General features: G+C 67.9%; 19 protein-coding genes. 6 read left to right on the top strand and 13 right to left on the bottom strand.

Annotated elements, in window-relative coordinates; translation table 11 throughout:
- Positions 1 to 43 precede the first annotated feature (43 nt).
- Positions 44 to 994 carry a LysR family transcriptional regulator gene (locus ACGRVM_RS06420; RefSeq protein WP_394624036.1) on the top strand — a complete coding sequence of 317 codons (951 nt, stop codon included), beginning with the start codon at positions 44 to 46 and terminating at the stop codon, positions 992 to 994.
- Here ACGRVM_RS06420 and ACGRVM_RS06425 read toward each other — a convergent pair.
- Together ACGRVM_RS06425 and ACGRVM_RS06430 are read right to left on the bottom strand one after the other, a co-directional pair.
- The gene (locus tag ACGRVM_RS06425) at positions 982 to 2,871 is read right to left on the bottom strand and encodes a propionyl-CoA synthetase (protein ID WP_377167346.1); all 1,890 of its coding nucleotides are present in this window, start codon (positions 2,869 to 2,871) and stop codon (positions 982 to 984) included. The two genes, ACGRVM_RS06420 and ACGRVM_RS06425, sit on opposite strands and share 13 nt — an antisense overlap.
- A 447-nt stretch (positions 2,872 to 3,318) precedes the next feature.
- Positions 3,319 to 5,595 (bottom strand): NADP-dependent malic enzyme, encoded by a 2,277-nt coding sequence (locus ACGRVM_RS06430; protein WP_377167343.1) that lies wholly within the window; start codon positions 5,593 to 5,595, stop codon positions 3,319 to 3,321.
- 193 nt (positions 5,596 to 5,788) lie between these two features.
- Here ACGRVM_RS06430 and upp point away from each other — a divergent pair, with 193 nt between their 5' ends.
- Positions 5,789 to 6,421, top strand: a complete 633-nt coding sequence (gene upp / locus ACGRVM_RS06435) for a uracil phosphoribosyltransferase (RefSeq protein WP_377167340.1) — start codon at positions 5,789 to 5,791, stop codon at positions 6,419 to 6,421.
- A 78-nt stretch (positions 6,422 to 6,499) separates the two neighbouring features.
- Positions 6,500 to 7,876: an SPOR domain-containing protein gene (locus ACGRVM_RS06440; RefSeq protein WP_394624028.1), complete on the top strand. Its 1,377-nt coding sequence runs from the start codon at positions 6,500 to 6,502 to the stop codon at positions 7,874 to 7,876.
- Between the two features lie 72 nt (positions 7,877 to 7,948).
- Here the strand turns inward: ACGRVM_RS06440 and ACGRVM_RS06445 are convergent, their stop codons facing one another.
- Positions 7,949 to 8,977 (bottom strand): M48 family metalloprotease, encoded by a 1,029-nt coding sequence (locus ACGRVM_RS06445; protein WP_377172852.1) that lies wholly within the window; start codon positions 8,975 to 8,977, stop codon positions 7,949 to 7,951.
- 229 nt (positions 8,978 to 9,206) lie between these two features.
- Here ACGRVM_RS06445 and ACGRVM_RS06450 point away from each other — a divergent pair, with 229 nt between their 5' ends.
- Positions 9,207 to 10,226 carry a type I glyceraldehyde-3-phosphate dehydrogenase gene (locus ACGRVM_RS06450; RefSeq protein ID WP_377172851.1) on the top strand — a complete coding sequence of 340 codons (1,020 nt, stop codon included), beginning with the start codon at positions 9,207 to 9,209 and terminating at the stop codon, positions 10,224 to 10,226.
- Here the strand turns inward: ACGRVM_RS06450 and ACGRVM_RS06455 are convergent.
- Positions 10,210 to 10,893, bottom strand: a complete 684-nt coding sequence (locus ACGRVM_RS06455; RefSeq protein ID WP_377172850.1) for a tyrosine-protein phosphatase — start codon at positions 10,891 to 10,893, stop codon at positions 10,210 to 10,212. The genes ACGRVM_RS06450 and ACGRVM_RS06455 overlap by 17 nt on opposite strands.
- A 130-nt stretch (positions 10,894 to 11,023) precedes the next feature.
- Here ACGRVM_RS06455 and ACGRVM_RS06460 point away from each other — a divergent pair, with 130 nt between their 5' ends.
- Positions 11,024 to 12,241, top strand: a complete 1,218-nt coding sequence (locus ACGRVM_RS06460) for a pyridoxal-phosphate-dependent aminotransferase family protein (protein ID WP_377172859.1) — start codon at positions 11,024 to 11,026, stop codon at positions 12,239 to 12,241.
- Here the strand turns inward: ACGRVM_RS06460 and ACGRVM_RS06465 are convergent.
- The 8 genes from ACGRVM_RS06465 to ACGRVM_RS06500 form a co-directional block, all read right to left on the bottom strand.
- Positions 12,238 to 13,344 (bottom strand): pyridoxal phosphate-dependent aminotransferase, encoded by a 1,107-nt coding sequence (locus ACGRVM_RS06465; protein WP_377172849.1) that lies wholly within the window; start codon positions 13,342 to 13,344, stop codon positions 12,238 to 12,240. The genes ACGRVM_RS06460 and ACGRVM_RS06465 overlap by 4 nt on opposite strands.
- Before the next feature lie 40 nt (positions 13,345 to 13,384).
- Positions 13,385 to 14,560, bottom strand: a complete 1,176-nt coding sequence (locus ACGRVM_RS06470) for an amino acid aminotransferase (RefSeq protein ID WP_377172848.1) — start codon at positions 14,558 to 14,560, stop codon at positions 13,385 to 13,387.
- A gap of 3 nt (positions 14,561 to 14,563) precedes the next feature.
- On the bottom strand, positions 14,564 to 15,421 hold the full coding sequence (gene sseA / locus ACGRVM_RS06475; protein WP_377172847.1) for a 3-mercaptopyruvate sulfurtransferase: 858 nt from the start codon (positions 15,419 to 15,421) through the stop codon (positions 14,564 to 14,566).
- A gap of 67 nt (positions 15,422 to 15,488) precedes the next feature.
- On the bottom strand, positions 15,489 to 15,743 hold the full coding sequence (locus ACGRVM_RS06480; RefSeq protein ID WP_377172846.1) for a hypothetical protein: 255 nt from the start codon (positions 15,741 to 15,743) through the stop codon (positions 15,489 to 15,491).
- Positions 15,743 to 16,219 (bottom strand): SsrA-binding protein SmpB, encoded by a 477-nt coding sequence (gene smpB / locus ACGRVM_RS06485; protein WP_377172844.1) that lies wholly within the window; start codon positions 16,217 to 16,219, stop codon positions 15,743 to 15,745. Before smpB ends, ACGRVM_RS06480 begins: the two co-directional genes overlap by 1 nt.
- 105 nt (positions 16,220 to 16,324) lie before the next feature.
- A complete protein-coding gene (locus ACGRVM_RS06490; protein ID WP_377172843.1) occupies positions 16,325 to 17,146 on the bottom strand; it encodes a carbon-nitrogen hydrolase family protein in 822 nt (273 codons plus the stop codon).
- Between the two features lie 81 nt (positions 17,147 to 17,227).
- Positions 17,228 to 18,415: a type III PLP-dependent enzyme gene (locus ACGRVM_RS06495; RefSeq protein WP_377172842.1), complete on the bottom strand. Its 1,188-nt coding sequence runs from the start codon at positions 18,413 to 18,415 to the stop codon at positions 17,228 to 17,230.
- Between the two features lie 246 nt (positions 18,416 to 18,661).
- Positions 18,662 to 19,420 (bottom strand): DUF1013 domain-containing protein, encoded by a 759-nt coding sequence (locus ACGRVM_RS06500; RefSeq protein ID WP_377172841.1) that lies wholly within the window; start codon positions 19,418 to 19,420, stop codon positions 18,662 to 18,664.
- A 153-nt stretch (positions 19,421 to 19,573) separates the two neighbouring features.
- Here ACGRVM_RS06500 and ACGRVM_RS06505 point away from each other — a divergent pair, with 153 nt between their 5' ends.
- Positions 19,574 to 20,206 carry a ribonuclease T2 family protein gene (locus tag ACGRVM_RS06505; protein ID WP_377172840.1) on the top strand — a complete coding sequence of 211 codons (633 nt, stop codon included), beginning with the start codon at positions 19,574 to 19,576 and terminating at the stop codon, positions 20,204 to 20,206.
- A gap of 123 nt (positions 20,207 to 20,329) precedes the next feature.
- Here ACGRVM_RS06505 and ACGRVM_RS06510 read toward each other — a convergent pair whose 3' ends face one another.
- Positions 20,330 to 21,406 carry a Hint domain-containing protein gene (locus ACGRVM_RS06510; RefSeq protein WP_377172839.1) on the bottom strand — a complete coding sequence of 359 codons (1,077 nt, stop codon included), beginning with the start codon at positions 21,404 to 21,406 and terminating at the stop codon, positions 20,330 to 20,332.

The raw sequence follows: 21,406 nt of genomic DNA on the forward strand, positions 1-21,406 counted from the left end.
AAATGGCATAGAAGGATCACAACGCATGGACCTTGCCTCGCAGATGATGCTTTTCGTGAAGGTGGTCGATAGCGGCAGCATATCCGCCGCGTCGCGCGCAATGGGCCAAACGCCCTCAGCGGTCTCCAAGCAGATCGGGCTATTGGAAGACCATGTGCGTTTCAGGCTGCTTAGCCGCTCCCGCGCCGGGGTCTCTCCGACCGTGGAGGGGCGCGACTTCTACACTCGGTGCAAGGCCGTGGCCGCCGCGTTCGAGGAAGCCGCCGCCCATATCCAAAATCTGGACGGCATCCCGCGCGGCAAGCTGCGCGTCGCCTCGAGCGTAGCCTTCGGCAAATCGCAATTGATCCCCGCGCTGCCCATGTTTCTCGATCAGAACCCCGAGGTCCAGATCTCGCTCGACCTGACCGACCGCGATATCGACATCGAAGCCGAAGGCTACGACGCGGCGATCTGCTTTGCGGAGCAGCGTCAGGACCCTGACGCCGTGCTGCGCAAATTTCTCAAAAGCCACCGTATTCTCTGCGCCGCCCCCGCGTATCTCGCGCGCGCCGGCACGCCCGAGACATTTGGCGACCTGCCCCGGCACAATTGTTTGCGGATCGCGGGCAACAACGATCGCAATGATTGGATAGGGCCCAACGGCGGACACGGCGAAGCGGCCTGCACGTTCGAGGGTAACAGCACGGATGTCGTCTTTCGCGCCACGCTGGCGGGGATCGGGATCGCCCGCCTGCCTTTTTACCTCGTCGCGTCCAAGCTACGGTCGGGCGAACTGGTGCATCTGCTTCCCGATTACTCGCAAAAGAATGCGGAACTGGCCGTGGTATTCGCCGACAAGCGCAATATGGCCCCACGAACGCGCGCTTTCGTGGATTTTCTGGTCCGGACTTTCCGTGGCGGTCCCGAAGGCTGTACGGAAATGGCCCAAGGGACGGGCGCCGGGGTGGCGGAGCGTGGCAACGCGCCCCGCCCCATAGATCACTTCGGATAGCCGATGGTCTTCAGCGCCGCCGCGATCTCGTCGAGGATCGCGGGATCGTCGATGGTCGCGGGCGGCTTGAACGCCTCGCCGTCCGCGAGGCTCGACATGGTGCGGCGCAGGATCTTGCCCGAGCGGGTCTTGGGCAGGCGGTCCACCACCACGGCCAGCTTGAAGGCGGCGACCGGGCCGATCTTCTCGCGCACGAGCGCGACGCATTCCTTGGCGATGTCGTCGGCGGGGCGGTCAACGCCCTTGGTGAGGCACACGAAACCGATGGGCACCTGGCCCTTCAGATCGTCCTTCGCGCCGAGAACAGCGCATTCGGCGACATCCGGATGGCTCGCCAGCACCTCCTCCATCAGGCCGGTGCTGAGCCTGTGGCCCGCGACGTTGATGACGTCATCGGTGCGCGCCATGATGTAGAGATACCCGTCCTCGTCGATCATGCCCGCATCGCCCGTCTCGTAGTAGCCGGGGAAGGTCGTGAGATAGGATTTGCGAAACCGCGCGTCGCCGTTCCAAAGGCCCGGAAGCGTGCCCGGCGGCAGGGGCAGCTTGACCGCGATTGCCCCCAGCTCGCCCGGCGCCTTGGGGGTGCCGTCCTCGCCGAGGATCTGGATATCATAGCCCGGCATCGCGACGGTGGGCGAGCCGATCTTGACCGGGAGCGTCTCGAGCCCTGCCGGATTGGCGGCGATGGCGCTGCCCGTCTCGGTCTGCCACCAATGGTCGTAGACCGGCTTTTTCAGCATGTCCTGCGCCCAGATGATCGTGTCGGGGTCCGCCCGCTCGCCCGCGAGATAGAGCGCCTTGAGCCGCGACAGATCGTATTTCTTGAGGAACTCGCCATGCGGGTCCTCGCGCTTGACCGCGCGGATGGCGGTGGGCGCGGTGAAGAAGCAGCGCACGTCATGCTCCGCGATCACGCGCCAGAAGGTGCCCGCATCGGGCGTGCCCACGGGCTTGCCCTCGAAGACGACGGTGGTGTTGCCGTGAATGAGGGGCGCGTAGCAGATATAGCTGTGCCCCACGACCCAGCCCACATCCGACGCGGCCCAGAACACATCGCCGGGATCGACGTCATAGATGTTCTTCATCGTCCAGTTGAGCGCGACGAGATGCCCGGCCGTGGCACGGATGACGCCCTTGGGCGCGCCCGTGGTGCCGGAGGTATAAAGGATATAGGCCGGATGATTGCCCTCGACGGGCAGGCACTCGGCCGGCTCGACCCCGTATTGAAAGCCGTGCCAGCTCACGTCGCGGCCCTCGATCAGCTTGGCAACTTCCTGCTCGCGCTGGAAGATGACGCAGAAGTCGGGCTTGTGCGACGCCTGCTCGATCGCGCCGTCGAGAAGCGGCTTGTAATGCACGATGCGGTTCGGCTCGATCCCGCAGGAGGCGGCGATGATCGCCTTCGGGGTGCAATCGTCGATCCGCACCGCCAGCTCGTTGGCAGAAAAGCCGCCGAAGACGACCGAATGGATCGCGCCGATGCGCGTGCAGGCCAGCATGGCCTCGATCGCTTCGGGCACCATCGGCATGTAGATGATGACGCGGTCGCCCTTCTCGATGCCCTTGGCGCGCAGCGCCCCGGCCAGGCTGGCGACGCGTTTCTGAAGCTCGGCATAGGTGATCGTGTGCTTGGTGCCGGTCACCGGGCTGTCGTGGATGATGGCCGCCTGCGCGCCGCGCCCCGCCTTCACGTGCCGGTCGACCGCGTTGTAGCAGGTGTTCACCTTCGCGTCGGCATACCATTCGTAGATGTGGTCGCCCCGATCGAAAAGCGCGCGTGTCGGCGCCTCGTCCCAGTCGATGGACTTGGCCTCGTTCAGCCAATAAGCCTCGGGGTCGGATTTCCATCGTTGATATGTATCGGCGTAGCCCATTCCTGCCCTCCCTTGCAGTCTTTGCCCCTTTTTAGGCCGCAGCCGTACACGGGGGCAAGGTGCCGGCGCATGCCGCGCGCGCAATCTCGGGCAAGATGCACCGGATTCGGCGGCACTTCCTTGCTCCAAGGGCGCTCAAAGCGAAATCTTTGGATCGCAGGCCAGTCTTGGCCGATGGCGCGCACGGATCGGCGCGCTTTGGCCGATGCCTCGTGCCGGGCGCTTAGGGGCGCTGAAAATCCTTGGCAGACTCAGCCCCCGGCATGAGATGCTGAGGGCAGGCCCGGCATGGTGCCGGGCCGACAGAGCGAGGTCTGCCAGATGGCGAACGCACCCAAACCCCAGCCCAAGGAAGCCGGCGGAAAAGCCGGCGGCAAGAAGAAATAATTTGCCGCAAGGCCATGTGAGCATGACGCCGCCCCGGCCCACCGGGACGGCGTTTTCGTCTCAGCCGTAGGTGGCGACGGGCGTGCCCGCGATGGCGGCCATGTTCAGCAGACCCCGCGCCGTGATGGACGGCGAGACGATATGCGCGCGGTTGCCCATCCCCATGAGGATCGGCCCCACCTCGAGCCCGCCGCCCTTCATCTTGAGGATGTTGCGCACGCCCGAGGCGGCGTCGGCATTCGAGAAGATCAGCACGTTCGCCGCCCCCTCCATCCGGTTGTCCGGCAGAAGGCGCGCGCGCAATTCCTCGTCGAGCGCGGTATCGATGTTCATCTCGCCCTCGTAGCAGAAATCGCGCGGCGCCGCGTCCAGAAGCGCGATGGCCGCGCGCAGGCGCTTGCCCGAATCCTCGCCCTGATTGCCGAATTGCGATTGCGAGCAGAAGGCGATCTTGGGCTCGATGCCGAAGCGGCGCACATGGCGCGCGGCGCCCATCGCGGTTTCGGCCAGATCCTCGGGCGAGGGATAGACGCGCACATGCGTGTCCGCGATGAAGAGCGGCCCGTCCTCTAGGATCATCATGCTGAGCGCGCCGTGCGGGTGGTGGTTCTTGTCGCTCAGCACCTGGCTGACATAGTTCAGATGCCAGCGATATTCACCGAACGTGCCGCACAGCAGGCTGTCCGCCTCGCCGCGATGCACCATGACGGCGCCAATGGCCGTGGTGTTGGTGCGCATCACCGCCTTGGCCAGATCGGGCGTGACGCCGCGCCGCTTCATGATCTCGTGATAGCTGCCCCAGTAATCGCGGTAGCGCGGATCGTCCTCGGGATTGACCAGCCGGAAATCGCGGCCGGGGCGGATGTCGAGGCCCATCCGCTCGCAGCGCGCCTCGATCACCGAAGGACGGCCGATGAGGATGGGCTGCTCGCTCGTCTCCTCGAGCACCGCCTGGGCCGCGCGCAGGACGCGTTCGTCCTCGCCCTCGGCGAAGACGATGCGGCGCGCATCCTTCTTCGACGCCTCGAAAACGGGGCGCATGAGCAGCGCGGACTTGAAGACCGACGCGTCGAGCTTGGCCTTGTAGGTGTCCAGGTCCTCGATCGGGCGGGCGGCGACGCCGCTCTCCATCGCGGCGCGGGCGACGGCGGTCGACACGATGCCCGACAGGCGCGGATCGAAGGGTTTCGGGATGAGGTAATCGGCGCCGAAGGTCATCGGCTCGCCCTGATAGGCCGCCGCCGCCTCGGCCGAGGTCGTTGCGCGCGCCAGCTCGGCGATACCGTCGACGCAGGCGATCTGCATGGCATCGTTGATCTGCGTCGCGCCCACATCGAGCGCCCCTCGGAAGATGAAGGGAAAGCAGAGCACGTTATTGACCTGATTGGGAAAGTCGCTGCGCCCCGTGGCGATGATCGCATCCGGCACGGCCTCGCGGGCGAGGTCGGGCATGATCTCGGGCGTGGGGTTGGCGAGGGCGAAGACGATGGGACGCGGCGCCATCTTCTTGACCTGCTCGACGCTGAGCACGCCCGGCCCCGACAGCCCGAGAAAGAGGTCCGCTCCCTCGATCACCTCGTCGAGCGTGCGCAAGTCCGTCTTCTGCGCGAATTCGGCCTTTTGCGGGTTCATGTCCTCGGCCCGGCCCTCGTAGACCAGCCCGTTGATGTCGCAAAGCCAGATGTTGCTGCGCCGCACGCCCAGCTTGACCAGCATGTTGAGGCAGGCGATGCCCGCCGCGCCGCCGCCGGTCGAGACGATCTTGATGTCCTCCCAGCGCTTGCCCGCGACATGGAGCGCGTTCTTGGCCGCCGCGCCGACGACGATGGCGGTACCGTGCTGGTCGTCGTGGAAGACGGGAATGTCCATGCGCTCGCGGCAGATGCGCTCGACGATAAAGCAATCGGGCGCCTTGATGTCCTCGAGGTTGATCGCGCCGAAGGTGGGGCCCATCGCGCAGACGATAGCGGCCAGCTTCTCGGGGTCGGGCTCGTCGAGCTCGATATCGAAACAGTCGATATTGGCGAATTTCTTGAAGAGCACCGCCTTGCCCTCCATCACCGGCTTGGAGGCCAGCGCGCCGATATTGCCGAGGCCCAGAACGGCGGTGCCGTTGGTAACGACGGCGACGAGGTTGCCCCGGCTGGTATAGCGGCTGGCATTGGCCGGATCGGCCTTGATCTCGAGACAGGCCTCGGCCACGCCGGGCGAATAGGCGCGGGCGAGATCGCGGCCATTGGCGAGCGGCTTGGTCGCGCGGATCTCGAGTTTGCCCGGCTTGGGAAATTCGTGGTAATTCAGCGCCGCCATTCTCAGCGTTTCATTCGGATCGCTCATCTCGCGCCTTCTTTCCGGTTGGATAGTTCAATACTAAACCATTTTCCGAGGGCCCTGCCCCGCTCGCCGCAGAGTGCCTCTTTGTCGCGCCCTGCGCAACTCGGCTGTGAGCCCGCGACCCTCGCGCCATCACCATTGCCCTCCGCGCCGCCATCTGAAACATAGAAAGCCAGCCCAATCGCCGGAGGATTCCATGCAGCAGCACCTGACCGTCGTCAAACACCCGCTCGTCCAGCACAAGCTGACCCTCATGCGCGAGAAAAGCACCTCGACCGCCGTGTTCCGCCAACTCCTGCGCGAGATTTCGCAGCTTCTGGCCTATGAGGTCACACGCGAATTGCCGATGACAACGCGCGAGATCGAAACGCCGATGCAGGAGATGGACGCGCCGGTGCTGGCGGGCCGCAAACTGGCGCTGATATCGATCCTGCGCGCCGGGAACGGCCTGCTCGACGGCATGCTCGAGCTGATCCCCTCGGCCCGCGTCGGTTTCGTCGGGCTCTACCGGGACGAGGCGACGCTCAAGCCCGTGCAATACTACTTCAAGGTGCCCGACCAGATGGACAAGCGGCTGGTGATCGCCGTCGATCCGATGCTGGCGACCGGCAATTCCTCGGCCGCCGCGATCGATCTGCTGAAGCAGGCGGGCGCGACGGATATTCGTTTCCTCTGCCTTCTGGCCGCGCCCGAGGGCGTCGCGCGCATGAAGGAAGCGCATCCCGACGTGCCGGTCGTGACCGCCTCGCTCGACGAGCGGCTGAACGACAAGGGCTATATCCTGCCTGGTCTGGGCGATGCCGGAGATCGCATGTTCGGCACGAAATAAGCCTCGACGCCCCGAAGCTTGCCTGTTGCCTCGCTCCCTTAATTGGGGCAAGAATATGGCACATCTTGTGGGGGCACCATGAAACTGACACGCGTGATAGCGATTGCCGTCATCGCCGCATCGGGGGGGCTCGGCATCGCACAGGCCCAATCGCTGAACGATGCGAGCCAGCCGGCCGAATTTCCGCCAAGCTCGTTCACCGGACGCCAATATGTCGATAGCGCGGGCTGCGTCTTCGTTCGCGCCGGCATCGACGGCAACATCACCTGGGTGCCGCGCGTGACGCGCTCGCGCGAGACCATGTGCGGCCAGACGCCGTCGCTGCCCGGCATCGCGCGCGTCGATGACGCCGAGCCTGAAATCATCGCGGCGCCTGCTCAGGCCCCGGCCCCAGCGCCCGCCGCGCGCCCGGCGCCGCAGCCCCAGCCGAGCGCGGTCGCTGCCGCGCCCGCTCCGGCGACGCCGCGCGTGGTGCGCCGCGCGCCGCAGCCCGCTCCGCAACCCGTGCCGCAGCGCGTCGCCACCACGGCGCCCACGCCCGTCACCGTCGCGCCCGTCGCCGTGCCGAAGCCCGCGCCCAAAGCGCAGCCCGTGCGCCGCACCGCGCGCGCTGCCGTCACCGCCTGCCCCGGCGTCACGGGAATTTCCGCGCAATATCTGACCTCGGCGAGCGGTCATGCCGTGCGCTGCGGACCGCAGGCCGAGGATCACGTCACCCGCGTGCAGGGCACCCGCGCGCTGCGCAGCGCCCCGGGCCTCGCCCCGGCGCCCGTCCTCGCCGCGCCGCGCCCGCGCGCCGTGCCCGCCTATGACGACGCCGGAACGCCCACGGTCGTCCAGAAAGGCGGCACGCAGATCGTGCGCGTCGATCCCTACACGACCCGCGTCGCACCCCGCCATGTGGTCAAGAACCAGCAGATCGCGACACGCGGCGTCACCATCCCCGATGGCTACAAGCGCGTCTGGATGGATGGCCGCCTCAATCCGCAGCGCGCGCATCAGACCTTCGCCGGCAAGGCGCAGATGGAAATGATGTGGACCAAGACACTGCCGCGCGAGCTTATCCTGACCGATACCGGGCAGGCGGTGACGCGCGACTATCCGGGCCTCATCTACCCCTATACCAGCTATGAGCAGCAGCGCGCCGCCATGTCCGCCAAGCCGGTCGCGGCGGCGGGCACGCTCTCGACCCGCTCGCGCCAGCCCGAAGCGCAGACATCGGGCGCCACGCGCGGCAGCTACGTGCAGGCGGGCGTCTTCTCGAGCCGTGCACAGGCCGAGGCGGCGGCGCGGCGCCTTGCCGGGACGGGCATGCCCGCACGGCTCGGGACGATGACGCGCGGCGGCACGCGCTACAGCCTCGTGCTGAGCGGCCCCTTCGCCAGCCGCCAGGACGCGCAAGGCGCGCTCCAGCGCGTGCGCGGCGCGGGCTTCGGTAACGCGCGACTGCGCTGACGCCGCATCGACGGAAGGAATTAGGCGCCGGGCTCCGAAAGGGCCCAGCGCTTCGGCTTTTGTAGGCAGGTCTCAGCCGCCGCAGATGCCTTGCAGTCGCAGCCAATCGCCGTCGCTCAGCACCGCGGGCGGCGCTTCGGCAGCGAAGGGATCGGCCTCGATCAGGCCGACCGTGCTCTCGCCCGTCACGTCGAGCGCGTAGGCATAGGGCGCAGAGCGGATCGACCACGTCCTGAACCCCTCGAGCAGCACCTCGTCCGAGACCGGCTGTTGCGGCGCGTCGGCCAGAAGATACTCGGCATAGCTGCGCAGCGCGGCCTCGCCCGGATCGCCCGTCGTGAGCAGCCGGAAGGCCGCACCGAGCCCCGCATGATCGAGCAGCCGGCCGAGCGGATCATGCGCGCGGGCGCGCAGACGCTCGGCCACGACATAACCCGCCACCACGTCCGGCTCCTCGTAATCCTCGACGAGGGAGCGATGGATGAGAATGGTGCCGCCCGGCAGCGTCGCTGTGCCGTCCACCCCGTCCCGCACGACGCTGAGGCCGCCCGTGCCGCGCGTCGAGGGCAGGCGCTGCGCCAGCTTGGCGAGCGATTGCACGCCCCCCGGCGCGCGGCAGGGCGGGCCGGTGACGCTCTGCATCTCGCGCTCGAGCGCGGCGCCGATCTGCGCGCGCTTCACGGGCGGCACGACCCGCAGCGCGTGATCGCGCACCGCCCCCGGCAGCCAGAAGATCGCGAGGCCGCCGATGATGGCCACCGAAGCCAGCAGCATGCCGAGCCGCAGCCGTCCGGGACGGGGGCGATGGCGCGCGATCCCGGTGCGCAGCTTCTCGATCGCGTCGATCATCTGCGCCTCCGAGGCATCGAGTTCGAGCGTCTCACCCTCGTCGCCATCGGGATGGTAGATCGCCGGCATCTCGCCCGGGTTGGCGCGCGTGACGGCCGGAATGGACCAATGGGTCAGAACGCGCTCGCGCAGATCGGTGATGACGATGGTGGCATCGCCCACCGAGACGATCACTTCGGCGCGCTGATCGCCCGGCGCCGCGCGCCAGAGACCCGACGCCTCGAGGCGCTGATATTCGCTGAGTGCCGTCATGCCTGCCGATGCCCCTTTTTCGCGGACAATAGCATGCGCCGCGCGGCGGCGGCAACGCTTGGCGGGCCGCCTCGCGCGCGCCCCGCACCGAGGCTTGCCGCGGAATAAATCTCCGGTTTCGCAGCCTCCCGCCGAAGTATTGTCGGAAAGCTGAAAGGTCCCGCGGCGGGGGGTGGTGCGCCCTTCGGCGATCGGGTAGCGATTGTGCGACGCAAGGCAGGAGCGCGCCATGGATCAGCCGCCAGTCAGGATCGCCATCAACGGGTTCGGCCGCATCGGGCGGGCGATCCTGCGCATCGTTCTCGCAGGGCGCGCGGATGTGGAGCTGGTGCTCATCAACGAGATCGAGCCGCTCGAGACTTGCGCCTATCTCTTCGAATACGACAGCGTCTACGGCACCTATCCCGGCGCGGTCGAGACGCGGCCCGGCGCGCTGGTCGTCGCGGGGCGCACCGTGCCGTTTCACGCGGCCCGCGATCTGCGCGAGCTTGATCTCTCGGGCGTCGATCTGGTGCTGGAATGCACCGGGATGGCCGGCAAGCGCGCGATGGCCGAGCGCGGGATCGAGGCGGGCGCGCGCGCCGTGCTCGTTTCGGGGCCTTCGGCGGAGGCGGATGTGACTCTGGTGCTGGGCGCGAACGAGGAGGCGCTCGCCGGGCAGAGCATCATCTCGAACGCCTCCTGCACGACCAACGCGCTCGCGCCGCTGGCGAAACTTCTCGACGAGGCGTTCGGCATCGTCTCGGGGCAGATGACGACGGTGCACTGCTATACCGGCAGCCAGCCCACGGTGGACAAGCCGCGCGGCGGTCTCGAGCGCAGCCGCGCGGCGGCGCTCTCGATGGTGCCGACGACGACGAGCGCGCATGGACAGATGGCGCGCGTTTTGCCGCATCTGGCGGGCCGGATCGAGGCGCGGGCGATCCGTGTGCCGACGGCGAGCGTCTCCTGCATCGATCTGTCGGTGAGCCTGCGCGATGCGCCGACGCGCGAGGAGGTCAACGCCCTCTTGCGCGGCGCGTCCGAGCGCGGGCCCTACACCTCCGTCTTCGGCTGGACCGAGCGTCCGCTCGTCTCCTCCGATCTGCGGGCGCGGCCCGAGTCGATCATCATGTGCGGGCGCGAGACATCGCGCGCAGAAGGCGGCCTCGTGCGGGTCTTCGGCTGGTACGACAACGAGTGGGGCTTCAGTTGCCGGATGCTCGACATGGCGGCACGGATCGGCGCCGGGCTCAGAACCAGGGCCTGAACTTCGCCTCGAACTCGGCCTGCACGGCGTCGTTGTCGTATTCGTTCATCACCCAATCCTCGAAGCCGATGCCGGTCACGGCGTGGCGCGCTTCGTAGAGATCGAGGATATAGTCGAGCACGCCCGTCCGCGAGCGGCGCACATGCAGATAGCGCAGCCCGAGCATGCGGCGCGCCTCCGAGACGGGGCGCCCCTCCATGACCATGAGATAGATGGCCGAGGCGAAGCCCGCGCGATCCGCGCCCGATTTGCAATGCATGACGAAGGGCCGCTCGATCGTGCGGAAGGCGTGAAGAAGCGCCGCGATATCGCTGCGCGGCGCGGCATAGCGCGCATGCAGCGTCACATCGACCAGCGTCAGGCCGAGGGCCGCGCAGCTTTCCTTTTCGGTCAGGTAATGGGCCGCGCCCGCCGCGCCACGCAGGTTGAGGATCGACTTGATCCCGCGCGCCTTCATCGCGGCAAAGCGCTTGTGCGTCGGATGGTTCGAGCGCCAGACGCCTTTCGCCACCTCGAATTCGTTCGTCCAGATGCCGCGCAGGATCGCGTGGTCGAACCACAGATTGTAGATCCGCGCGCGGCGCCGGTTCTCGGGCGTCGAGAGGTCGGTATTGTAGGATTGGCGCAGGTCACGCTCCCAGGCGGCCAATCGTTTGAACAGGGACATGCGGGCCTCTGGCACTGCGTCGGGAAATCCGGGTGTATCGGCGCGCGCCGCGCATGGCAAGCCGGCCGGTGGATTGACGCCGCGCGCGGGCCCGGTAAAGGTGCGCCGAGTGCAGACCGGGAGGGACATCATGGGCGCATCGGACATTCAGGGCGCGCTGGCGGGCGGGCGATCCTACCTCGCGATTCCCGGCCCCTCGGTGGTGCCGGACCGCGTACAGAACGCGATGCACCGCGCCTCGCCCAATATCTATGCCGGCCCGCTGATCGACATGGTCGAGACGCTGATCCCGGACCTCAAGCGCGTCGCGCGCACGCAGGCGCATGTGGCGATCTACATCGCCAATGGCCACGGCGCGTGGGAGGCGGCCTTCGCCAACACGCTGGCGCCGGGCGACACGGTTCTGGCGCTCATCACCGGGCGCTTCGGCCTCGGCTGGGCCGAAATGGCGCGCGCCATGGGGATCGAGGTCGAGGTGATCGATTTCGGGCGCGCGGCGCCCATCGATCCTTCCCGCGTCGAAGAGGCGCTGCGTGCCGATACGGGGCGCAGGATCAAGGCGGTTCTGGCGACGCATGTGGATACCTCTACCTCGGCCTTGAGCGACATGCCCGCCCTGCGCGCGGCCATCGACGCGGCGGGGCATCCCGCGCTTTTGATGGCCGATTGCATCGCCTCCTTCGCCTGCGACCGGATGGAGATGGATGCCTGGGGCGTCGATATCATCGTGACCGGCAGCCAAAAGGGCCTGATGATGCCGCCGGGCCTCGGCTTCGTCTTCTTCTCGGACAAGGCCGCCGAGGCGCGGCGCCGCCTTGCCCGCGTCAGCCCCTATTGGGACTGGACGCTGCGCGCGAAACCGGGCGAGTTCTACCAGTATTTCTTTGGCACCGCGCCGACGCATCACCTGCACGGTCTGCGCGCCGCGCTCGACATGATCCACGAGGAAGGGATCGAGGCGGTCTGGGCGCGGCACGATCTTCTGGCGCGCGCCATCTGGGCCGCCTGCGACAAATGGGCCGAAGGCGGCGCGCTGCGCATCAACATGCCCGATCCCCGGCACCGCAGCCGCGCCGTCACCGCCCTGTCGGTGCCCGCACCGGGCGCGAGCGATCTGCGCGCCTGGCTCGAGGCGCATGCGGGCGTGACGCTGGGCGTCGGGCTCGGCATGGCCGAGCCGAGCGATCCGGCGTGGCACGGCTTTTTCCGCATCGGGCATATGGGCCACGTCAACGCGCATATGGTCCTGGGCGTTCTGGGCAGCATCGAAGCGGGCATGGCCGCACTCGATATCCCGCGCGGCACGGGCGCCATCGGCGCTGCCGCGGCGGTCATCGCGAAGGGCTAGCCGCGCGCGTCTTGCAGAGCGCCGGGCAGCGCCTCGGCGAAGCGCGCAAGCTCGGCCGGGCGCCCACAGCTCACGCGGATGCAGCGATCCTGCGGCGCGACGAAAGGCATGCGCGCGAAGATTCCGCGCGCGGTGAGGCCCGCCAGCACGGCACGGGCGAAATCGCCGTCCCGGCCGCAATCGATCGTCACGAAATTTGTCGCCGATGGCAGCGGCTCGAGCCCGTTTTCGCGCGCGATACGGGCGATCTCGCCGCGCGCGGCGGCGACCTGCTCCTGCACATGCGCGAGCCAAGCATCGTCCTGAAGCGCCGCCAGCGCGCCCGCCTGCGCGGCGCGGTTCATGCCGAAATGATTGCGGATCTTCTCGAACTCGGCGATCAGCGCCGCGGCGCCCAGCGCATAGCCCACGCGCGCGCCCGCCATACCGTAAGCCTTCGAAAACGTGCGCATCCTTATGACGCGCGGATCCTCGATCTCGACCGGCGCGGCAGTGCCGTCCGGCGCCAGCTCCACATAGGCCTCGTCGAGCATCATCAGACAGCCTTCCGGCAGATCGTCCAGAGCGGCGACGATCTCCTCGCCGCGTGCCCAGCTTCCCATCGGGTTGTCGGGGTTGGAATAATAGAGCAGCTTGGCATCCACCTCGCCCGCGCGGGCCATGAGCGCGGGCAGGTCTTCGAAATCGCCCTTGTAGGGCACCTTGTGCAACGTGCCGCCGAAGCCGGTGACATGGTAGTTGAAGGTGGGATAGGCGCCGTCCGAGGTGACCACCGCATCGCCCGGTGCCACCATCAGGCGCACGAGATAGCCCAAAAGCCCGTCGATCCCCTCGCCCACGACGATATTCTCCATCGCGATGCCGTGCCGCGCGGCGAGCGCGCTGCGCAGATCATGGCTGGCCGAGTCGCCGTATTGCCAGATCTCGGCGGCCCCTTCGCGCATCGCCTCGATGGCCTTCGGCGACGGGCCGAAGACGTTCTCGTTCGCGCCGAGCCGAGCGGTGAAATGCGTGCCGATCCTGCGCTCCTGCACCTCGGGGCCGACGAAGGGGACGGTGCTGGGAAGCGAGCGGATCAGCGGGGTTGGGCGTGCATGTGACATGGCGCCAGATAACGGCATGGCGCGCGCGCTTGCAAGGCCGTCAGAGACCTGCCTCGACCATCGCCGCCGCAAGACGCGGCACGTCGCGCGCGCCGAGACCCGCGATGTTGATGCGGCTGTCGCGCGTCATGTAGATGCCATGCGTCTCGCGCATCTGCGTGACCTGCGCGGGGCTGGCCCCCAGCATCGAGAACATGCCACGATGGCGCGTGATATAATCGAAGCGGCCCGAACTCGTGCGCGCGCGCAACTCCTCCACCAGCGCGGTGCGCAGGCCCTTTACCTGCGCGCGCATCTCGCCCAGCTCGGTCAGCCACTCGGCGCGGAGCGCGGGATCGTCCAGAACCATCGCGGCGAGGCGCGCGCCGTGATCGGGCGGAAAGGAATAGGCCTGACGGTTGAGATGCGTCATCGCGCCCTGCGCAAGCTCCGCCGCCATGTCGTCCGCAGCACTCACAATCAGCGCGCCGACGCGCTCGCGGTAGAGGCCGAAATTCTTGGAGCAGGAGAGCGCGACCAACGCCTCGGGGCAGGCCGAGACGAGCGCGCGCGTTCCCGCCGCATCCTCCTCGATCCCGTCTCCGAGACCGAGATAGGCCAGATCGATCATCGGGATCGCCCCCGCGGCGCGGATGATCCGCGCCACCTCCTCCCAGAGGTCGGTATCCGGATCCGCACCGGTCGGGTTGTGGCAGCACCCATGCAGGAGCACCACATCGCCCTCGCGCAGCGCGGCAAGATCGCCGCGTAGCCCGTCCCGGTCCACGTCCTGCGTGCCCGCGTCGAAATAGCGGAACGGAACGGCCTCCATGCCCAGATGCGCGAGGATGCTCAGATGGTTCGGCCATGTCGGATCGCTGACGAAGACGCGCGCCTCGGGATTGGCCATGCGCACCAGCTCGAGCCCCAGCCGGACCGCGCCCGTGCCGCCGGGCGTGGCGATGGCGGCGGTCTCGGGCGCGTCGCCCAGCACCAACGCACGCACCGCCGCGAGAAAGGCGGCATCCCCCGCCAGCGCGGTGTAGGTCTTGGTCGTTTCCGCCTCCCAGAGGCGCCGGCCCGCCTGCCGCACCGCGCGCATGATCGGGGTGGCCCCGGTCGCATCGCGGTAAACGCCGACACCCAGATCGACCTTCTCGGCGCGCGGATCGGCCCGCAACTGCTCCATCAGGTGCAAGATGCCGTCGGGCGCCTGCTTCGGCAGGTTTTCCAGCATGGGTCAGGCGTCGCCGGTCGCCACGGGCACGGTCGGAAAGGCACCCCATTCGGCCCATGAGCCGTCATAGAGCGCGCCGCCCTCATGCCCGATCCGCACCAGCGCGAGGTTGATGACCGCCGCCGTAATGCCCGACCCGCAGGTGGTGATGACCGGCTTCGTCAGATCCGCGCCCGCCGCATCGAAAACGGCGCGCAGCGCGTCCGGCGCCTTCATCGTGCCGTCCTCGCTCAGAAGTTCGGTATAGGGCACATTGCGCGAGCCGGGGATATGGCCCGAGCGCAGACCCGGGCGCGGCTCGGGCGCCTCGCCACGAAAACGCGCGGCGGCGCGCGCGTCGAGAATGGTATGATCGCCCAGCTTGGAGGCGGCGGCGACTTGCGTGACGTCCTTCACCATGTGGTTCTGGCGCCGCGCGGTCATGTGCCGGTCGCGCACGATGGGGGGCATGTCCTCGATCTCGCGGCCCTCGGCCCGCCATTTCGGCAGACCGCCGTCCAGCACCGCCACATCCGCCTTGCCCATCAGCCGGAAGAGCCACCAGACCCGCGCCGCCGAGAAGAGCCCATGCGTGTCGTAGACGACGACCTGATGCCCATCGCCCACGCCCATCTCGCGCATGCGCGACATAAACTTCTCGGGCGCGGGTGCCATATGCGGCAACTCCGAGCGGTGGTCGCTGATCTCGTCGATATCGAAGAACCGCGCGCCGGGGATATGCGCCTCGGCATATTCGGCGCGGGCATCGCGCCCGGTGCCGGGCAGAAAGCTCGTGCCGTCGAGGATGCGCAGATCGGGATCCTTGAGATGCGCGGCCAGCCACTCGGTTGAGACCAGGTTTTTCGGATCGTCGCCAGACATGTCGGCCCCCTCGCCTTTCATTGCGCTGACCTGAGTATAACCGCCTCGCCCGCAAGGCAAGCATGGCTCACCCGGCGCGGCGCGCCAGCATCAGCCCCAGCGAAGCGAGCGCGGCACCGGCGAGTGCACCCGCACCCATGTGCCATGTCATCAGCGGTCCGGCCTTGGGCGCGGGGCCGATCGCCCCGAGCACCCACCAAGCGGCCCCGCCGCCGAGAATGCCCAGCAACGTCGCAACCCAAAGACCGCGCTTGCGATGCACGATCCGGCGCGCCAGCACACCGCCGACCGCGCCCGACATCATCGCGGCCAGCATCTCCATCAGCGATGCTCTTTCAGCAGGCGCTGTTTCTGGCGGCTCCAGTCGCGCTTGGCCTCGGTTTCGCGCTTGTCGTGGTTTTTCTTGCCCTTGGCGATGCCGATCTTCAGCTTGGCGATGCCGCGATGGTTGAAATAGAGCACCAGCGGCACGAGCGTCATGCCCTTGCGCTGCGTGTCGTTCCAGAGCCGTGCCATCTCGCGCTTCGAGACCAGAAGCTTGCGCCGCCGCTTTTCCTCGTGGCCGAAGGTCTTGGCCTGCGCATAGGGCGCGACATAGCTGTTGATGAGCCAGAGCTCATGCTCATCCACGGCGGCATAGCTCTCGGCGATGTTCGCGCCGCCCTCGCGGAGCGATTTCACCTCCGATCCCTCGAGGATGATGCCGCATTCGAGATCGTCCTCGATCGCATAGTCGAACCGCGCACGCCGGTTCTCGGCGATCACCTTGTAATTCTTGTTCTCATCGGTCTTGGCCATGCGAGCGATCTAATCACGCCCCGCGCCCATGTCCAGCCAAAGCCGGGACGCGCCAAGCCTTTCATCTTGCCGACAATCCTGCCGCGCGCGGCGGCGGGCGCGCGCTCAGGGGCGCGTGAAGGCGGCGTCGTTCATCAGGCTCGGGATGCGTGCCTCGGTCTGCGCGATCAGGTCCAGATCGAGCCGCGCCGCGATGACGCCCGGCCCCTCGCCCCCATCGGCCAGCACCTCGCCCCAGGGATCGACGACAAGTGAATGGCCGTAGGTCGCGCCGCCCCCCGGCACCGGGCCGGTCATGGCGGCCGAGACGACGAAGCGCGTCGTCTCGATCGCGCGCGCGCGGCTCAGCACATGCCAATGCGCGGCGCCCGTCCTAGCGGTGAAGGCGGCCGGACAGGCGAGGATCTCGGCGCCCTTCTGCGCGAGGCTTCGGAACAGATGGGCGAACCGCAGGTCATAGCAGATCGTATGGCCGATCCGTGCGAGGGGCGTGTCGTGGATCGCCGCGCGGCTGCCGGGGTCCACCCGATCGCTCTCGCGATAGACCTCGCCATCCGAAAGCTGAATGTCGAAAAGATGGATCTTGTCATAGCGCCCCGTGATGTCGCCCTCGGGGCCCAGCATGAAACCGCGATTGACGATGCGCCCGTCCGGACCGTCGACCGCGATCGAGCCGAGATTGATCCAGACGCCGCTCTCGCGCGCGAAGGCGCGCATCGCACCCAGGAACGGATGCTCGGCTTCGGGCGCCGAAGGCGGCGCGACGGCCGCGCCCTCGGCCCGCAATCCGCCGCAATATTCGGGCAAGAAGAGCATGCGCGCGCCGCCCGAGACCGCCTCGCGCGCCAGCGGCAGCGCTTCGTCCAGCGCCTCCTCCATGCTCGGCACGGGGCGCAATTGCAGGCAGGCGATATCGAGAGGGCGCATGGCTCCGGGCTCCGTCGGGTGCGATGCCCGCAGCCTAGAGGCAATCCGCCGCCGGGGGCAACCCGGCGGCGGCAAAGGCGTTCAGATCACGACGACGTCGAGCGGCGGGAAGCCGTTGAAGCCGACCGAGGAATAGCTGCTCGTATAGGCGCCGCAATGGCGGATCACCACGCGATTCCCGCAGGCCAGCGCCAGCGGCAGCATGACGGGGCGCTGCTCGTAAAGGATATCCGCGCTGTCGCAGGACGGGCCGGCAAGGATGCAGGCGCCCGTCTCGCCGCCATCATGCGGCGTCTCGATGCGGTAGCGGATCGCCTCGCCCATCGTCTCGGCAAGGCCCGAGAACATGCCGATATCGAGATAGACCCAGCGGTGCAGATCGTCCGCCGACTTGCGCGAGACCAGCAGGACCTCGGCCACGATGTGACCCGCCTCGGCGACGAGGCCGCGGCCCGGCTCGGCCATGATGTAGGGCACCGCGCCGAAACGCTGGATCACGGCCTCCATGACAGCGGCGGCATAGCTTTCGGCGCCCATCACTTCGTCCTCGTAGGTGGCCGGGAAGCCGCCGCCGAGGTTCAGCACGTTCAGATCAAAGCCCGCCGCGCGGCCCGCGTCCCAGAGCGCCGCGATCTGGTCGAGCACGGGGTTCCACGAGGCGGGATTGCGGGTCTGGCTGCCGACATGGAACGACAGGCCCACCACCTCGACGCCGCGCTCGCGCGCATAGCTCATGAGCGGCAGCACCGCCGAGCGGGCGCAGCCGAACTTGCGGCTGAGCGGCCAGTCGGCCTCGGAATTCTCGACGATGACGCGCAGATAGACGCGCGCGCCCGGCGCATGCGCGGCCAGCTTGTCGATCTCGGCCTCGCTGTCGGCGGCGAAAAGCGTGATGCCATGCGCATGCGCATAGGCGATGTCCGCCGGCTTCTTGATCGTGTTGCCGAAGGAGATGTCGGCGCCGGTCGCGCCCTGGGCGAGGCAAAGCTCGATCTCGCCGCGGCTCGCCGCATCGAAGCGCGCGCCGCGCTCGACGAGGGCGCGGATGATCTCGGGCGCCGGGTTCGCCTTGACCGCATAATGAACGCGCGCCTCGCCGAGGCCCGCGATCAGCGCGTCATACTGCGCGATCACACGGTCGCGGCTCACGACCAGCGTCGGGCGGTCGAACTGGCGCGATGCGATGAACGCGGCGACCGGATCGGCAGCGGCGGGCATGACAGGAGTTGCGGCGCGCAGGGCGCCGGGGATCGTAGCGTTCATGGTCATCTCCAAAAGGATCCCCCGGATCATCGCCGGGTTGGGTCAGCAGTCAGAGACGTTACCGTCGCTACATAAACGCGGGTCAGTCAGTATCGGGACTGACCGGCCAGAGGCGCGTGCGTTGGCGTCTGGAAAGCGCATTTAAACGCTTTGCGAAATCGCACAAGAGATTTTTGCGCCCGGGCCGAAAAAAATCCCGGCGCGCGGTATCGCGGCCGGGATCCGTGGTCTCTGGCGCGGCCGCGAAGGGCCTCAGCGGCGCCCGCCGCTCTCCTCGTCCTCGTCGTCATCCTCGCCCTCGGGCAGGTTGAAGAGGCTGTCGGCATCGTATTGCTTTTCGGTGACCTCGGGATCGGCCTCGCCCAGCGTGAAGGTCTCGAGACCCTCGATCGCGGTGGGCATCTTGTGCTCTTCCTCGTCGCCGAGGCTCTGCTCGGTGCTCAGAAGCTTGCGGCGCTCCTCGTCGCTCATTGCCTGGCCCTCGCGCGCCTTCTTGGCGGCGGCCTTCTGGACGGCGGCGTCGAGCTCGGACTGCTTGCACAGGCCCAGCGCGACCGGGTCGATCGGCTGGATGTTGGCGATGTTCCAATGCGTGCGCTCGCGGATCGCCTGAATGGTCGGCTTGGTCGTGCCCACGAGTTTCGAGATCTGGCTGTCGGCCAGCTCGGGGTGGAACTTGACCAGCCACAGGATCGAGGCCGGACGGTCCTGCCGCTTGCTGAGGGGCGTATAGCGCGGGCCACGGCGCTTCTCCTCGCCCTCGGCGGCGGCGTTGTGCTTGAGCTTCAGCTTGTGCAGCGGATCCTTCTCGGCCGCGTCGATCTCTTCCTGCGTGAGCTGGTTGTTGGCGATGGGATCGAAGCCCTTGACGCCGGCAGCCACATCGCCATCCGCGATGCCCTGCACTTCCAACTCGTGCATCTCGGTGAAATCCGCGATCTGCTTGAAGCTGAGCGTGGTGTTGTCCACCAGCCAGACGGCGGTGGCCTTGGCCATGAGTGGTTTCGCCATGATCTAATCTCCTACAGCGTGTACGTCCCGCGCGCATGCCTTCCTCGTCTCCTGTCTCCAGGAGGCTCCGGGTCTTGTCCGGAGCGGGTCGCCATTGTCGGGAAACTTGGGGGTCCGTATACTGCGGCGCAAGCCGTTTGGAAAGCCGGAATTATGCGCGCCTGTCTCATCGCCCTTCTGCTGGTCGCCGGCATGGCCCGCGCCGAGGGCGACCGGGCGGGCGTCTTCGACTATTACGTGCTCGCGATCAGCTGGGCGCCGACCTGGTGCGCGTTGACCGGCGACGCGCGCGGCGCGCCCGAATGCGAGGACGCGGCGGACAGCGCATGGACGCTGCACGGGCTCTGGCCGCAATACCATCGCGGCTGGCCCAGCCATTGCACCACCACCGAGCGTCCGCCCTCGCGCGCCATGACCGCCGCCATGGCCGATATCATGGGCAGCGGCGGCCTTGCCTGGCATCAATGGAAAAAGCACGGACGCTGCACGGGTCTGAGCGCGCCCGCCTATTTCGCAAAGAGCCGCGCGGCGTTGGAGCGCCTCGCCCGGCCCGATGTCTTCGCCCGCCTGCCCCGCGCGGCGCGCCTTCCCGCCCGCGTGGTGGAGGAGGCGTTTCTGAAGGAGAATCCGGGCCTCGAGCCGGACATGCTCACCGTCACCTGCCGCGAGGGGCGCATCCAGGAGGTGCGCCTTTGCCTCTCGCGCGATCTCGATCCCGTGCCCTGCGGCCAGGATGTGGTGCGCGACTGCACGCTCAGGGACGCACTGATGGACCCGGTGCGCTAGGCGGGCGAGACGCGCGTCTCCCGGTAAAAACCTGAAGGGGCGCGCCCCATTAGGCCCGCCCCCTCATTCTTCTTGCCGAAAATATCCCCGCCGGAGGCCGGAAAATTCACCGGAATTTTCCGATCACGCCGTCTCGTGCGCGAGGATGGCCGCCTCGGGTGTGCTGAGGCTGCGGCGCGCGAAACCGCCATAGGTATGCGGCTCGAATTCGAGCGCCGGGTAGCGCGCCAGAAGGCGCAGCCGGTCCGCCTGCCCGAGCGTCGAGAGCGCGGTGCTCGCCGGATGAAAGCTCTCGGTCTCGACGCCGTTCGCCCAGAGGATCTGATGGCTCGGCAAAAGCAGGTGAATATACGTCACCTCCCGCAGCGCCATGTCGACGCTGACCGAGCCGGAGTTGAGCAGATCCTTGGCCGCGACCAGCACCTCGGGCGTGTTGAAGAGCGCGCGGGCCGTGTCGCCCTCGATCAGCATCCGGTGCTCGGGCGAGACAAGAAGATCCTCGTCGGGGCGGGTGTGATCGCGCGTGACGCCCAGCGCGCCCGCGCGGATGCGGATGGGGCGCAGGCGCGGCATCGCGAAAAGGCGCGCGCCGGTCATGTGACGGCTGCCGATCCATTCGATCGCCTGCGCGCCGTTATCCTTGGTCTGAACCCGGTCGCCCTCGCGCAGCTCCTCGACAAGGCGCGGCCCGTCGGGCGTCTCGATGCGGGTGCCGGGCGTGAAGCAGATGACGCCGCCCGTCGCGGGCCCGGTCGAGGCCGTCTGCGCACCCTCGAGCGTGTGATGCACGACCCACATGTCGGTGTCCTGCGGCGGCAGCGTGTCGATGAACATCAAAAGCGGCGGCGCCCCGCCGCCCAGCTCGATCACGCTGACGGTGTAGCTTTGCGCGCCGTTGGTGACGACGAAACTGCTGTCCGGCAGCGTGTCGTCCACCTCGACCGCATCGAGATCGCGCGTGCCGACCAGCGCCGCGCCGACGAGGCGGCGCACCATCCGCGCCGCGCTCTTGCGATTCACCCCATGTCCGTCCGTATTTTCCAGTCGCAACAGCTCGGGCGGGCCATCGACGCGCACGGGAGTCCCGTGCCAACGCCATGTCGCGCCAACTGCAATCTGCTCGACCGCGTCCGGCGTGAAGCCGTCCACTTCCGTCTGCGACCAGGAAATGACGAACGTGCCTCGAAAGCCCGTTCCCAT

This window comes from Roseovarius aquimarinus (assembly GCF_043661195.1).
GTDB lineage: Bacteria > Pseudomonadota > Alphaproteobacteria > Rhodobacterales > Rhodobacteraceae > Roseovarius > Roseovarius aquimarinus.